This window comes from Massilia horti (genome assembly GCF_004614195.1).
GTDB classification, from domain to species: domain Bacteria; phylum Pseudomonadota; class Gammaproteobacteria; order Burkholderiales; family Burkholderiaceae_D; genus Telluria; species Telluria horti.
In genome coordinates this window covers 1-13,048 of sequence record NZ_SPUM01000041.1, presented here as the reverse complement: position 1 = coordinate 13,048, position 13,048 = coordinate 1, and the positions used below count along the sequence as shown (strand labels likewise).

Here is a 13,048-nt window from a genome sequence, read left to right as displayed (position 1 = left end):
GTCCCCGCGCGCGGGGACCCATAGGCAGCATGAAATGACGCTCAGCATGGGGGGAACAGTGCCAGTGGCGCTGTTCCCGCCTACGCGGGAACGACGGTTCACGTTAGCGCGAAGCTAACCTCAATTGACGTGCGCTTGCGTATCTACGGCAGCGTGATCGTCACGTTGGCCGCCCGTGGCGGCAGCTTGACCAGGTCGTTGTAGGTCGCCATCGCCGTGTCGGTTTCGCGCGTGAGGCTGGTGCGAAACCCCATGTAGGCGCCCAGTCCCGCCAGCGAAAACACCACCGTCAACACCCAGAGCGACAGGTCGCTGCGCAGCTTGTTGGCGATCTGGTCCGGCCGCTGCGCGTGCGGCGCGAAGCCGCGGCTCCTGCCGCGCATGCGCGCGATCTCGTCGCCCAGGCGCGCGACCAGGTAGTTCAGCTTGTCCCGCCCGTCGAGCGCATAGCGCCCCTGGAAGCCGAGCAGCAGGCACATGTGGAACACCTCCAGCGCCTGCAGGTGCACGCTGCCTTTCGCGCGCAGGTCTTCGAGCCGGTGGAAGAAGTGCTCGCCGGCCAGCTGGTCGCCGAACACCCGCAGCTGCAGCGGTCGGGTTTCCCACGCCTCGCGGATCTCGTACTCCGAACGCAGGATGATCTCGTCGACCGCGGCGCAGAAGGCGTATTTGGCGGCCGTCACATCGTCCGCCGCCACGCCCAGGTTCTTGGCGTTGCGGTCGACGTCGGCCAAAAATTGCGTCATGTGCTCGGGGAAGGCGGCATTGTCGTGCGGTCCGCAGCCGTTCTTGAGCAAGAACAGCGCGTAGAAGCCTTCGTACATCAGGTCGACCAGGCTTTGCGGAGCGTTGCCGGCCGCGCCGCGGCCTGGCAGGGATGGCGCGGCGCGCCGTTCGGCGTGAGGGGTCATGCTGCGATCGCTATCAGTTCAAGTTTGAGGTCGCGGATCCCGTTGGGCACATAGATCGAGATCGCCTGGGCCTTCAACATGTTTTCGTACAGGACGCCCTTGTTTTCGAGTACGAAGTAGTACGTGTCCGGGCGCACCGGCAGCGCCGCGGGCACCTGCGGCGCATGCACCAGCTTCACGCCCGGCATGGCCGACAGCACGAACTTGTCGACGTCCTCCGGCGCGCCGACCTTGAAGCGCAGCGGCACCACCTCCACCAGCTGGAGCGCCGGCAGGTCCGCCGCCACCGCCAGGTACAGCGCGGTCTGGGCGTTGATCTTGCCCGAGTCGAGCGCGCCCAGGTGGTAGGACGTGCGCTCGTGCTTGAGCGCGATCGAGAAGTACTTCGACGAGATGACGGTATCGAGCAGGTTGCGGATGATCTCGTCGATGCGCGCGAACGCCGGCCCCGGGTTCTGGTGCACGTAGGCCGGCAAGTCCTCCAGCTTGTAGCTGCGCGAATAAGTCATCAGGCTGCCCGCCAGGGTCAGGAGTTCGGCAAACAGGCGTTCCGGGTGCAGCTCGCGGTGGCTCAGGTAATGGGTGAGCGCGGCGTAGCCGGTGCTGGCCGTGTGCAGCAGCCAGAACGAGGACATGTCGCCGCCCCGGATCTCGACCACGTTCTTGCTCGGCTCGCGGTAGTGGCCGTACAGCGCGTTGACCTTGGCCAGCAGCTTTTCCATCAGCCGCGCCAGCTGGGTCGAGAGGCCCGGCGCGCCCTCGATCGAGACCGACGGCGGCGTGAACGACGGATCGATTTCAAAGCCGCCGGTCGCTACCCGCCGCAGCCGTACCAGCGGGATGCTCTCGTACGACTCGAGCGCCTCCAATTCCGACACCAGGCGCAGGGTCTTGCGCAGGTAGGTGACCGGGGCGTCGGCCGCGCGCGTGAACAGGTCCTGGGTGTCGCTCTCATGGAGCGCGTAGCGCGCATCGGCCTTGTCCTCGGCGCTGCCGGCGCAGTTCTCGCCATGCATTTTGACCGAGGGCAGGGCGGCGTGGAAGGTGATCGCCTGCACGGTCGGCGCCAGCTCGCCGAGCCTGGCCTGCAGCGGCAGCGCATCGGCCTGCGGCGCGCGATACAGCTCGCCGTCCGGGAACACCAGCGACAGATCTGTGACGCGCAGGACGTCGCTCTTGAGCGCCTCGGCATCGATCGCCAGCTTGCGCACGCCCCATGCATACGGGTGCAGTGCGCGCGCCGTCTGGTTCAGGCGTGCCTCGTGATAGCGGTCCTGCTGTTGGAAATGCTGGGGTCGCAGGAACAGGCCCTCGCCCCACAGCACCTTCTGTGGATGGTTCACATGCACCTCGCAAGTCTTGGTTCCTCGAAAACACTAGCTTGGCGGAAATGTCGTCAAGCTTATTGACAGTGCACAGAAGACAGCATCTTCATGTCGCGCGTGGTCGGCTTCGCCCCCGCGCCCGCAGAGAGCGCGCAGGCGTGGACCCCGACGGTCAGCCCGGCCTGCTCGGCGTCGGCGGCGGCAAACGCCAGCCGCCAGCGTTGCGCCGCCGGCGCATGGAACAGGGCCACCACGCCGACGTAGGCGGCCTCGCGCGCGACCTTTTCCTGCACCTCGTAGCGCTGGCCGGGCACCAGGGTGATTTCCTTCACTTCCAGCAGGTCCGGCCCCAGCGCCTCGCGCTCCGTTTGCGGATTCAGGAAAGCGGCATAGGGCGCCTGTTCGAACGCCGCGTTCTGGCGCAGTTTGTAGATGCGCGCGACCAGCGCCAGCGGCTGGCCGCTGGCGTCGACATTCAGCCGCTCGGCAGCGTGCAGCCGGATCGTGATCGTGCGCGGCGGCTTTTGCGTGTCCGGCACCTCGGGCGGCTTGCGCAGGCCGGCGGCCTCCAGCGTGGCGCCGGCGATTGCGCCCACCCCGCCACCGGCGCAGGCGGCCAGCAGCAAGGCAAGCAGGACGAACAGGCCAAGTCGGATGCGCTTCATCTGGGTCACCTTGCCGCTTGTTAATGTTCCATCGTTCATTTAACGCGAACAACCGGGCGGCGCCGTGACAAAGAACAAGTTTCGCTTCGATCCTGTGCAAGCGAGCAAATCGGCGATTTCGTTGACTCCCCGCAATTCCAGCCTGAACGCTTGTCGAATAATGGCCTCTGGTCAAACGTATTGGGAGCGAGAAATGTTCAAACACGTGTTGCCGGGTCTTGTCTGCGTTGCGTTTCTTTCGGCCTGCGCCAGCGGTGGTCAGAGTATCGCCAACGCGCCCAAGCCCCCCACGATCGCCGAAGCGATGGCGCAAGCGGATGCCGCGGTGATGGCCGGGCAGAACGACAAGGCCTACACCATCCTCAAGAGCACCAGCGCCACTTTCCCGACCGAGAAGACGCCGTGGGTGCGCATGGCGCAGATGCGCTTTGACAGCGGCAACTACGGCGAAGCGATCGTCAACGCGCTCGAAGCGCTATCGCGCGATCCGGACGACACCCTGGCCCACAGCATCGTCGCCGTCAGCGGCCTGCGCGTGACGAGCAAGGCGCTGGCGGACCTGAGCCAGAAGAACAACATCACCGGCAACGTGCGCAGCGAGGCGCAGGACCTGGCCAAGCTGCTGCGTGCCAGCCTGGGCCAGGAAGAGCTGGTCCCTGGCGCCGCGCGCACCGTACAGCGCAAGGAGCAGCCCAAGCGTGCAATCAGCGCCCCGGCGTCCAAGCCGCCGGCCACCGCCAACAACAGCAGCGATCCGTTCGGCGCGCTCAAGTGAGCGTGCCGGTCCGCCGGCCATCTATTACGCAACCCGGGAGTCGACATGGCTAAAAGTGAAAGCGTGCAGAAACGCCTGCAGAAAGTGCGCGCGCCTCGCGTGCAGATGACTTACGACGTCGAGATCGGCGACGCCATCGAAAACAAGGAACTGCCCTTCGTCGTCGGCGTCATCGGCGACTTCGGCAACGACCCCAATGCGGACAAGAAGCGCCTGAAGGACCGCAATTTCGTGAACGTCGACGCCGGCAATTTCGACGAGGTCCTGGCTGGCGTGGCGCCGGTGGCCAACTTCCGGGTGCCCAACCAGCTGTCGGAGGAGGGCGGCGAGTTCGCGGTGCAGCTGCAGTTCCGCGAAATGGCGGACTTCCGGCCCGAGTCAGTGGTGCAGCAGGTGGCGCCGCTCAAGGGACTGTTAGATGCGCGCAGCAAGCTGGCCGACCTGCGCAACAAGCTGGCCGGGAACGACAAGCTCGAAGACCTGCTCAGCGAAGTGCTGGGTAATACCGAAAAACTCGACAGCCTGCGCAAGACCGGCAAGGAGGACTGACATGGCCGCCAACCTCGAACAGGCATCAATCACGGCCGCGGCACCGATCGAACTGGACAACAGCCTGCTCGACCAGATCGTCGAGCAAAGCCGCGTGGCCAAATCCGCCAGCGAGCACGATCGCGCGCGCGACATCATCTCGGAACTGGTCAACCAGGTCATGCAAGGCACGATGGTCATGTCGAACAGCCTGTCGGCCGCGATCGACGCCCGCCTGGCGGAGCTGGACCGGATGATCTCGGCCCAGCTCTCGGCCGTGATGCACGCGCCGGAATTCCAGAAGCTCGAACGCAGCTGGACCGGCTTGCAGTACCTGGTCAGGAATTCCTCGACCAGCGTCGGCCTGCAGATCCGCATGCTCAACGCCAGCAAGCGCGAGCTGGTGAAGGACTTCCAGTCCGCGCTCGAATTCGACCAGAGCACGCTGTTCAAGAAGGTCTACGAGGAGGAGTTCGGCTCCTTCGGCGGCGCCCCCTACGGTGCGCTGATCGGCGACTTCGAAATCACCCGCCAGCCGGAGGACATCTACTTCCTCGAGCAGATGTCGCATGTGGCGGCCGCCAGCCACGCGCCCTTTGTCGCCTCCGCCGGGCCGGAACTGTTTGGCCTGGAGAGCTACGCCGACCTGGGCAAGCCGCGCGACCTGGCCAAGGTGTTCGATACCGTCGAATACGCCAAGTGGAAGGCGTTCCGCGAATCGGAAGACTCGCGCTACGTCGGCCTGACCCTGCCGCGTTACCTCGGCCGCCTGCCGTACAACCCGGTGGACGGCATGGCGACGGAGGGCTTTAACTTCGTCGAGGACGTTGACGGCACCGACCACCAGAAGTACCTATGGTGTAACGCTGCCTACGCGTTCGCCAGCAAGCTCACCAAGGCGTTCGAGGATTACGGCTGGTGCGCGGCGATCCGCGGCGTCGAGGGCGGCGGCCTGGTCGAAAACCTGCCGACCCACACCTTCAAGACCGACGAAGGCGAGGTCGCGCTCAAGTGCCCGACCGAGCTCGCGATCACCGACCGCCGCGAAAAGGAATTGTCGGACCTGGGCTTCATCTCGCTGGTCCACTGCAAGAACACCTCGTACGCCGCGTTCTTCGGGGCGCAGTCGGCGCAGAAGGCTAAGAAGTACGCCAACGAGGCGGCCAATGCGAACGCGGTGCTGTCGTCACAGCTCCAGTACATCTTTGCCGTGTCGCGTATCGCCCACTACATGAAGGCCATGATGCGCGACAAGATCGGCAGCTTCGCCGCCGCCTCCAACGTCGAGGATTACCTGAACCGCTGGCTGGCCCAGTACGTGCTGTTGGACGACAACGCGGGCCAGGAACAGAAGGCGCAGCGCCCGCTGCGCGAGGCCAGCGTGCAGGTGTCCGAAGTGCCGGGCCGTCCCGGCGTCTACCGGGCGGTGTCGTTCCTGCGGCCGCACTTCCAGCTCGACGAGCTGTCCGTTTCGCTCCGGCTGGTGGCGGAGCTGCCGCAATCGACCAAGAACTGAACCATTCCCTTCAACCCACAGCAGACGGAGTAGCACATGGCGATCGACGTGTACCTGCAAATCGACGGCATCAAGGGCGAATCGACGGACGACAAACACAAGGAATGGATCGAGTGTAAATCGGTGACCTGGGGCGTCAAGCAGCCCAAGTCGGCCACCGCTTCCACCAGCGGCGGCCACACCGCCGAGCGTTGCGAGCACCTTGAGGTGACCATCGAAAAGCTGGCCGACCTGGCCTCGCCGGTGCTCATGCAAACCTGCTCCGCGGGCAGGACCATCCCGAAGGCCAGGCTGGAATTCATGCGGGCCGACGGGCAGGGCGAGCGCGTCAAGTATTACGAAATCCAGCTTGAGAATGTACTGATCGGCAGCGTCAATTCCGAGGTCGGGGAGGGGAACCTGATGCACGAGAAGGTCGCGCTCAAGTTCAGCCAGGCCAAGTGGACCTACACCAAGCAAAGGATCGGCGGCGGAGCCGGCGGCAGCACCACCGGCGGCTGGAACCTCGCCGCCAACCGGATCGCCTGAACCCCAATTTGAATTACCGGCGTACCTAAGAAACCCGTCGTTCCCGCGGTCATTTTTTGGAGGAGCCATGAAAGGCTTCGCACCCGGCCTGCTGGACCGCCTGATGGGCGAGCGCGCACAGGTCAGCGCCGGCGGCGCCAATGCGTACCTGTCGGTCGATCAGGTCAAGGACAGCATCGCGCGCGACCTCGAGGCCTTGCTCAACACGCGGCTGGCCATCCCGGAACACGTGTTCGACGCTTACCCGCAGGCGCGCCGTTCGATCCTCAATTACGGCCTGGTCGACTTTGCCGGCCTGTGCCTGGCGAGCACCGAGGACCGCGAGGCAATCTGTGCGAGCCTGAAGGCAGCGATTGAAATCCACGAGCCGCGCCTGTCGGACGTGACCGCCTCGCTCGAAGCCGAAACCGGCAACGTCAACCGGCTCCAGTTCGTCATCAACGCAAAGCTGCAGCTGCATGCGGCGGCGGAGCCGGTCAACTTCAACGCCGTGCTGCAACCATCAACCCTGCATTACTCGATCAGCAAGGCGGCGCGCTCGTCCCGGACCTGACCTGCCCGCCCGCGCCAACAGGACAACCTAAAGGACACGCGCATGGACATCAACCTCAAAACCCTGATCGGCAAACTGAACGACACCACCCGCACCGCTGCCACCCGCGCCGCCAACATCTGCGTCAGCCTGGGCCAGTACGAAGTCGACATCGAGCACCTGTTCCTGGCGCTGCTCGAACAGGCCGATTGCGACTTCGTGATCGCCGCGCGCCAGGCGGACATCAGCCTGACCGGTCTTGAGACCGATCTGCGCAACGAGGTGGCGCGGTTTGCCTCGGGCAGTGCGCGCACGCCGGTGTTCTCGCGGCACCTGCCGACCCTGTTCGAACATGCCTGGCTGATCGCCTCGCTCGGCAATGGCCAGCCGAACCAGATCCGCAGCGGCCATCTGTTGCTGGCGCTGCTCACCGCGCCGGACCTCGCCCAGCTGGCCCAGCGCGGATCCCGGCTCTTCGCCAAGTTCCCGCTCGAGCGCCTGAAGCACGACTTCGACAAGATCACCCATGGCTCGACCGAGGCGCCGGCCGTCAGCCAGCCGCACCTGGCCGCCACCGACCCGGTGACCGAGCTGCAGGCGCAGGCGAACGGCAAGACGCCCGCGCTCGACCAGTTCACCACCTGCCTCACCGCCCGTGCGCGCGAAGGCAAGGTCGACCCGGTGATCGGGCGCGATCCCGAAATTCGGCAGGCGATCGACATCCTCATGCGGCGGCGCCAGAACAACCCGATCCTGACCGGCGAGGCCGGCGTCGGCAAGACCGCCGTGGTCGAGGGACTGGCGCTGCGCATCGCCACTGGCGACGTTCCGGATGTGCTCAAGGGAGTTGAAATTCACACGCTCGACATGGGCCTGCTGCAGGCGGGCGCCAGCGTCAAGGGCGAGTTCGAGAACCGCCTGAAGAACGTGATCGACGAGGTCAAAAAGAGCTCGCACCCGATCATCCTGTTTATCGACGAGGCGCACACCATGATCGGCGCCGGCGGCTCCGCCGGCCAGAACGACGCGGCCAACCTGCTCAAGCCGGCACTGGCCAGGGGCGAACTGCGCACCATCGCCGCCACCACCTGGGGCGAATACAAGAAGTACTTCGAAAAGGACGCCGCGCTGGCGCGCCGCTTCCAGGTGGTCAAGGTCGAGGAGCCGGATGAGGAAACCGCCTGCGCCATGCTGCGCGCGATGGCGCCGTTGATGGAAGGGCACTTCAAGATACGCATCCATGACGATGCGATCACGGAGGCGGTGCGGCTGTCGCACCGCTACATCAGCGGCCGCCAGTTGCCGGACAAGGCGATCAGCGTGCTCGACACAGCCTGCGCCAAGGTGGCCCTCGGCCAGAACGCGACGCCGGCCGCAGTGGAAAACTGTGCGCGCGAGCTGGAGCGAATCGATGCGCAGATCGCCGCGCTCGCGCGCGAAGAGAGCGCAGGCGCCAACCATGCGGACAGGCTGGCGCAACTGCGCAGCCGCCGTGAACAGGCGCAGGAAGAACATCAGCGGCAGCAGCAGCGCTGGGAAAAGGAACGGGCGCTGGCCGGCGAGATCATGCGCCTGCGCTCCGGCATCGAGGCCGGCGAGGGCAAGGACGATGTTCCCGTGCTGGCCGCGCTGTTCGAGCAACTGCGCGGCGTGCAGGGCGAAATGCCGCTGGTGCCGGTGCAGGTCGACGGCCACACCGTGGCCGAGATCGTCGTCAGCTGGACCGGGATTCCGCTCGGGCGCATGGTCAAGGACGAGATCAAGACCGTGATGGGCCTGCAGAAGCTGCTGGACGAACGCATCCTGGGCCAATCCCATGCCAGCGGCGTGGTGGCGCAGCGGGTACGCACCGCGCGCGCCAACCTGGACGACCCCAACAAGCCCAAGGGCGTGTTCCTGTTCGTCGGCACCTCGGGCGTGGGCAAGACCGAGACCGCGCTCGCATTGGCGGACCTGCTGTACGGCGGCGAGCGCAAGCTCGTCACCATCAACATGAGCGAGTACCAGGAAGCGCACAGCGTCTCCGGCCTCAAAGGCTCGCCGCCGGGCTACGTGGGCTATGGCGAAGGCGGCGTGCTGACCGAAGCCGTCCGCCGCAACCCGTACAGCGTGGTGCTGCTCGACGAAGTGGAAAAGGCGCACAGCGACGTGTTGGAACTGTTCTTCCAGGTGTTCGACAAGGGCGTGCTGGACGACTCGGAAGGACGCCAGGTCGATTTCCGCAACACGATCATCATCCTCACATCGAATGTGGCGTCGAGCCAGATCATGCAGGCATGCCTGAACAAGGCCCCGGCCGAACAGCCCACGCCTGATCAGTTGGCGCAACTGATCCGCCCGCACCTGGTCAAGCAGTTCAAGCCGGCCTTCCTCGGGCGCCTGACGGTGGTGCCGTTCTACCCGATCAGCGACGACGTACTGGCCAACATCATCCGTCTCAAGCTGGACCGCATCGCGCGCCGCGTGGCCGACAACCACAATGCCCGGTTCCAGTACGACGATGCGCTGGTCGAGGCGGTGCTGGCGCGCTGCACCGAAGTCGACTCCGGCGCGCGAAACGTCGACACGATCCTGAACGGCACGCTGCTGCCCGAGATCGCCGACAACGTGCTGGCCAGGATGGCCGAGGGCGGCGCGATCGCGTGCATCAAGGTCAGCGCAACCAAGTCCGGCAAGTTCAAGTACACGGTGCAAGCGCCCTAGGAGGAATCATGCTCGACATCGACAAGCTGCTGGCCCCCGTCAGCGAGGCCAGTCCCTGCGGCGACGATCTGGCCTTTTCCAGCGAAATCGACGAGATCGCCCAGGCGCGCCAGGCGGACGACCCCTCGCTGGAGCAGGGGCCGTGGGTCACGTCGCTCAAGGAGGCCGACTGGAAGTTCGTGGTGCGGCGCTCGGCCCAGCTGATCGAACAGCGCAGCAAGGACCTGCAGCTTGCCGTGTGGCTGGCCGAGGCGCTCGCAAAGACCGAGGGATTGCGCGGCCTGGCCGACGGGTTGCGTGTGATCGCCGGGCTGTGCGAGCGCTTCTGGGACGGCGTGTATCCGCCGGCGGACGAAGATGGCTATGAGCGGCGCATCGGCAACCTGTGCTGGATCGCGGGGCGCGTCCCGCAGCTGATTCGTGAAATCCCGATCACTGAAGCTGCGGCCGGCGCATATTCGATGCGCGACTTCGAGGCGGCCCGCGCCCGAGGCCCCGAGGAACAGGCCGAGCTGGATGCCGCGCGCCACCGCGGTTCGAAGGCCTTCCACGAAGCGCTGCTGCGCGACAGCGACCACTGCGCCGCCGCGCTCGTGGATCTGGAACGGATCGTCGACGACAAGCTGGGTAACGACGGCCCGGGATTCTCGGCGGCCAAGTCGGCATTGCAGGACCTGGTCCAATTCGTGACCCCGTCGGCGCGCGAAGCAGGCGCGCTGCCCGCGCCTGCGGCTGGCAGGGAAAAGTCGGCGCCCACCGCGCCCGCACCGGGCGGTTCGGTCGTGTCAGGCCCGATCCAGACGCGCGCCCAGGCGCTGGCGCAACTGCGCGCGGTGGCCGAGTTCTTTCGCCGCACCGAACCGCACAGCCCGGTCGCCTACCTGGCCGACAAGGCCGCCGGATGGGGCGAGCAGCCCTTGCACCTGTGGCTGCGCACAGTGGTGAAGGACGAGGCCTCGCTGACGCGGCTCGAAGAACTGCTCGGTGTCGAACAAGAGAAGTAGCCAGTTCGGTTACTTTGCAACCGCTGGCCTTTCGCAACGGCTGTCTCGGTACCCGCCTGCGACTTTGTCCCAGCCCGGACCGAGCGGTGTTTGCGAGCACACGAGCGTGCCATCTGCCTTGCTGCGCCACTTGAACCACTGTGCCGGCTCGGCAAGCGAAGATACGCAGGCAAGCGCGAGCAGCAGTGCGAGCAGGTTGGCGAAGACTGTTTTCATGTGTAATGCCGAGGACTGCGGGATGACCAATATGCGGCTGCCGGAGAAGCGTGGGGGGCGGCTGAGTTTAAGCCTTTGATCCTCCTGGAGATTTTTCTCGCCCTCCTCGTCCGTTCAATAATACGAGGCGGCTCAGTGACAGTCAATCATAGTGAGCCACCCATAACGGCTCGCTGGCTGGCTCTCCCGGGCAGCCTGCGAGTCTGGCGGGGAGGGCAGCCGTTGATATGTCTTTCTTGACTTGCTGACTCTAGTCAACGTTGTCTGCGGGAAGTAGAGCAAGAATCTCCGTTCAACTTAACAACGGAGCGGATTATGGCGATTGACGTGTACCTGCAAATCGACGGCATTAAAGGCGAGTCCACAGACTCAGGCCATGCTGGCTGGATGGAACTCACCAGCGCCTCATGGGGCGTGAAACAGCCGAGAAGCGCAACTGCTTCCACGGCTGGGGGCCATACCGCAGAGCGGTGCGAGCACAAGAGCATTGCACTTACCAAACTGGCTGACCTTGCATCGCCTATCCTGATGCAGACCGCTTCCGCAGGCAAGACGATCCCGAAGGCAAAGCTGGAATTCATGCGTGCGGACGGCCATGGTAAGCCAATAAAGTATTACGAGGTGGAACTTGAGAACGTTTTGATCGGCAGCATGGATCAAGTTCTTCATCCCGGCTCGGGCCTGCATGACTCCTTTACCCTGAAATTCTCAAAGATCAAGTGGCGTTACCTGAAGCAAAACATCGGCGGCGGTGCCGGCGGTGCCACTGTCGGCGGCTGGGATTTAGTTACCAATAAGATCGTCTGACGGGGGCAGCCATGCTTGAAGTTCAACCCAAGGATGGTCGGAAGTTTTTCATGCTCCCGCAGGCCCCGGAAGACGCTGGTTATTATGTGTATGGGACGCCCGGCGCAGGAGAGTTCCAATACGCGCACCCGCACATGATGACAGCCCTGCTTTGGGTTGAGCGGGAATGGGCAGCTATTGACAGTCGCAAGTTCGGCATTGGCAATATTAGCTTGCCTGACGGCGGAGAAAACGAACACGATTCCCACATGGACGGCCTGCAAGTTGACGTGCGGCCACTTCGCAAGGACGGTCTCCAGTTACCCGTGACCTGGCACGACCACGAATACGATCAAGAGGCGACGGGCAGGCTTATCGCCATCTTCTTTTCGCACCCGTTCGTGAAAAAAGTCCTGTTCAATGACATGAGGGCACACCCGCGAGTTATGATGTGGCCGCACCACGATAACCATTTTCATGTGGAGCTAAAATGAAGAAGCAGCTCCTTGTCGCTGGTGCCTGCGTCTTGTCAGTCGCCTATGCAGCCGGCTGGTCGGGGCAGTACAAGCCCCTGAACGCAACTTATCTGATTTACTCTGGCGAGCCGGGAGAACGTTCAGAGCCATCGAAGAATGATCGGAAGATCGCAATCGTGGTTACAGGCGATCCCGCGAAAGAGATTTTCGACTCGCTCTACCCTGATGCGAAGGGGGTCACCTGCACAACCGAGGAAGGCGAACGCTTGCGCAGACGGGGCGATGTCTGGTGCTCGTATCGGCCAAGCAACGGCTACAAGTGCTTTATGGGATTCAACCTTCGGACCGGGCAGCCGCATTCCGGGGCCAGCTGCTGACGGGTGCGCCTAGATGCGCAATGCCAAAAAACGCTTGCCGTGCCAAGTCAAGTATGCCTGTTGACCTTCCCATCGTGGGAAGGTGTATGCTGTCGACAATAACAACCACCAACAGGACCAAAGCCATGGGTTTTCCAGCAATCGCAGCAAGGCCGGTGAGCCTCAATATCGGGGATGCAGCAAAGGCCTCCGGAGTATCGACAAAAATGATCCGGCATTACGAATCGATCGGGCTGATCGACGCTGCACGGCGCACCGATTCCGGCTACCGGCTCTATTCGGAACAGGACGTACAGGTGCTGCAGTTTATTCACCGCGGCCGGGCGCTCGGTTTTTCGCTCGAGCAGATTCGGGAATTGCTGGCGCTGTGGCAGGACAAGGGCCGGGCCAGCGCCGATGTGCGCGCCCTGGCACGCAGCCACATCGAGGAACTGAACCGCAAGATCGCCGAAATGGAAGCGATGAAGCGCACGCTCGAAAAGCTCGCTTCGTGCTGCCGTGGCGACAACCGCCCCGACTGCCCGATCCTGGACGACCTGGCGATGCATTGAAAGGCGGGCGGGGTGCGCAACGCCAATGCGAGAAACGCAAAACGCCGCAATCCTTTTGCAAAGATTGCGGCGTTTTGCGGGACTAACTCGTCCGGTAGCTTTTGGTGCCCACGGAGGGACTCGAACCCCCACACCTCGCGGCACATGGACCTGAA

The 13,048-nt window shown here is 64.2% G+C and carries 15 protein-coding genes; 11 read left to right on the top strand and 4 right to left on the bottom strand.

Annotated features, from left to right (window positions below; all coding sequences use genetic code 11):
* Positions 1–143: 143 nt before the first annotated feature.
* The 3 genes from icmH to tssJ are packed head-to-tail and all read right to left on the bottom strand — an operon-like array spanning position 144 to position 2,901.
* On the bottom strand, positions 144–911 hold the full coding sequence (gene icmH / locus E4O92_RS06930) for a type IVB secretion system protein IcmH/DotU (RefSeq protein ID WP_135189032.1): 768 nt from the start codon (positions 909–911) through the stop codon (positions 144–146).
* On the bottom strand, positions 908–2,254 hold the full coding sequence (gene tssK / locus E4O92_RS06925; protein WP_135189031.1) for a type VI secretion system baseplate subunit TssK: 1,347 nt from the start codon (positions 2,252–2,254) through the stop codon (positions 908–910). The genes icmH and tssK overlap by 4 nt, the downstream gene beginning before the upstream one ends.
* 59 nt (positions 2,255–2,313) lie before the next feature.
* The gene (gene tssJ, locus E4O92_RS06920) at positions 2,314–2,901 is read right to left on the bottom strand and encodes a type VI secretion system lipoprotein TssJ (RefSeq protein ID WP_135189030.1); all 588 of its coding nucleotides are present in this window, start codon (positions 2,899–2,901) and stop codon (positions 2,314–2,316) included.
* 193 nt (positions 2,902–3,094) lie between these two features.
* On the opposite strand from tssJ, the gene E4O92_RS06915 reads away from it, so the two are divergent.
* From E4O92_RS06915 to tssA, 7 genes are all read left to right on the top strand, one after another.
* Positions 3,095–3,676: a tetratricopeptide repeat protein gene (locus E4O92_RS06915; RefSeq protein ID WP_135189029.1), complete on the top strand. Its 582-nt coding sequence runs from the start codon at positions 3,095–3,097 to the stop codon at positions 3,674–3,676.
* Between the two features lie 45 nt (positions 3,677–3,721).
* Positions 3,722–4,225: a type VI secretion system contractile sheath small subunit gene (tssB, locus tag E4O92_RS06910; protein ID WP_135189028.1), complete on the top strand. Its 504-nt coding sequence runs from the start codon at positions 3,722–3,724 to the stop codon at positions 4,223–4,225.
* A gap of 1 nt (position 4,226) precedes the next feature.
* A complete protein-coding gene (tssC, locus tag E4O92_RS06905; protein WP_135189027.1) occupies positions 4,227–5,720 on the top strand; it encodes a type VI secretion system contractile sheath large subunit in 1,494 nt (497 codons plus the stop codon).
* A gap of 36 nt (positions 5,721–5,756) precedes the next feature.
* Positions 5,757–6,248: an Hcp family type VI secretion system effector gene (locus tag E4O92_RS06900; RefSeq protein ID WP_135189026.1), complete on the top strand. Its 492-nt coding sequence runs from the start codon at positions 5,757–5,759 to the stop codon at positions 6,246–6,248.
* Positions 6,249–6,315: 67 nt separating this feature from the next.
* Positions 6,316–6,801, top strand: a complete 486-nt coding sequence (tssE, locus tag E4O92_RS06895) for a type VI secretion system baseplate subunit TssE (protein WP_135189025.1) — start codon at positions 6,316–6,318, stop codon at positions 6,799–6,801.
* A gap of 42 nt (positions 6,802–6,843) precedes the next feature.
* A complete protein-coding gene (tssH, locus tag E4O92_RS06890) occupies positions 6,844–9,483 on the top strand; it encodes a type VI secretion system ATPase TssH (protein WP_135189024.1) in 2,640 nt (879 codons plus the stop codon).
* An 8-nt stretch (positions 9,484–9,491) separates the two neighbouring features.
* A complete protein-coding gene (gene tssA / locus E4O92_RS06885; RefSeq protein WP_135189023.1) occupies positions 9,492–10,487 on the top strand; it encodes a type VI secretion system protein TssA in 996 nt (331 codons plus the stop codon).
* Positions 10,488–10,496: 9 nt separating this feature from the next.
* On the opposite strand, the gene E4O92_RS06880 is transcribed toward tssA, so the two are convergent.
* A complete protein-coding gene (locus E4O92_RS06880; protein ID WP_135189022.1) occupies positions 10,497–10,703 on the bottom strand; it encodes a hypothetical protein in 207 nt (68 codons plus the stop codon).
* A gap of 315 nt (positions 10,704–11,018) precedes the next feature.
* Between E4O92_RS06880 and E4O92_RS06875 the strand changes: the two genes are divergently transcribed.
* From E4O92_RS06875 to cueR, 4 genes are all read left to right on the top strand, one after another.
* On the top strand, positions 11,019–11,510 hold the full coding sequence (locus E4O92_RS06875; protein ID WP_135189021.1) for an Hcp family type VI secretion system effector: 492 nt from the start codon (positions 11,019–11,021) through the stop codon (positions 11,508–11,510).
* 11 nt (positions 11,511–11,521) lie between these two features.
* Positions 11,522–11,983 (top strand): penicillin-insensitive murein endopeptidase, encoded by a 462-nt coding sequence (locus E4O92_RS06870; RefSeq protein WP_135189020.1) that lies wholly within the window; start codon positions 11,522–11,524, stop codon positions 11,981–11,983.
* Positions 11,980–12,342 carry a hypothetical protein gene (locus E4O92_RS06865; RefSeq protein WP_135189019.1) on the top strand — a complete coding sequence of 121 codons (363 nt, stop codon included), beginning with the start codon at positions 11,980–11,982 and terminating at the stop codon, positions 12,340–12,342. The genes E4O92_RS06870 and E4O92_RS06865 overlap by 4 nt, the downstream gene beginning before the upstream one ends.
* A gap of 125 nt (positions 12,343–12,467) precedes the next feature.
* Positions 12,468–12,893 carry a Cu(I)-responsive transcriptional regulator gene (gene cueR, locus E4O92_RS06860; protein ID WP_135189018.1) on the top strand — a complete coding sequence of 142 codons (426 nt, stop codon included), beginning with the start codon at positions 12,468–12,470 and terminating at the stop codon, positions 12,891–12,893.
* Positions 12,894–13,048: the final 155 nt, after the last annotated feature.

Bases quoted from the DNA above. Each gene is read 5' to 3' on its own strand.
- tssB (WP_135189028.1), top strand. From the start codon at position 3,722: ATGGCTAAAAGTGAAAGCGTGCAGAAACGCCTGCAGAAAGTGCGCGCG.
- tssA (WP_135189023.1), top strand. From the start codon at position 9,492: ATGCTCGACATCGACAAGCTGCTGGCCCCCGTCAGCGAGGCCAGTCCC.
- tssE (WP_135189025.1), top strand. From the start codon at position 6,316: ATGAAAGGCTTCGCACCCGGCCTGCTGGACCGCCTGATGGGCGAGCGC.
- icmH (WP_135189032.1), bottom strand. From the start codon at position 911: ATGACCCCTCACGCCGAACGGCGCGCCGCGCCATCCCTGCCAGGCCGC.
- E4O92_RS06865 (WP_135189019.1), top strand. From the start codon at position 11,980: ATGAAGAAGCAGCTCCTTGTCGCTGGTGCCTGCGTCTTGTCAGTCGCC.
- E4O92_RS06875 (WP_135189021.1), top strand. From the start codon at position 11,019: ATGGCGATTGACGTGTACCTGCAAATCGACGGCATTAAAGGCGAGTCC.
- E4O92_RS06900 (WP_135189026.1), top strand. From the start codon at position 5,757: ATGGCGATCGACGTGTACCTGCAAATCGACGGCATCAAGGGCGAATCG.
- tssH (WP_135189024.1), top strand. From the start codon at position 6,844: ATGGACATCAACCTCAAAACCCTGATCGGCAAACTGAACGACACCACC.
- cueR (WP_135189018.1), top strand. From the start codon at position 12,468: ATGGGTTTTCCAGCAATCGCAGCAAGGCCGGTGAGCCTCAATATCGGG.
- tssJ (WP_135189030.1), bottom strand. From the start codon at position 2,901: ATGAAGCGCATCCGACTTGGCCTGTTCGTCCTGCTTGCCTTGCTGCTG.
- E4O92_RS06870 (WP_135189020.1), top strand. From the start codon at position 11,522: ATGCTTGAAGTTCAACCCAAGGATGGTCGGAAGTTTTTCATGCTCCCG.
- tssC (WP_135189027.1), top strand. From the start codon at position 4,227: ATGGCCGCCAACCTCGAACAGGCATCAATCACGGCCGCGGCACCGATC.
- E4O92_RS06915 (WP_135189029.1), top strand. From the start codon at position 3,095: ATGTTCAAACACGTGTTGCCGGGTCTTGTCTGCGTTGCGTTTCTTTCG.
- E4O92_RS06880 (WP_135189022.1), bottom strand. From the start codon at position 10,703: ATGAAAACAGTCTTCGCCAACCTGCTCGCACTGCTGCTCGCGCTTGCC.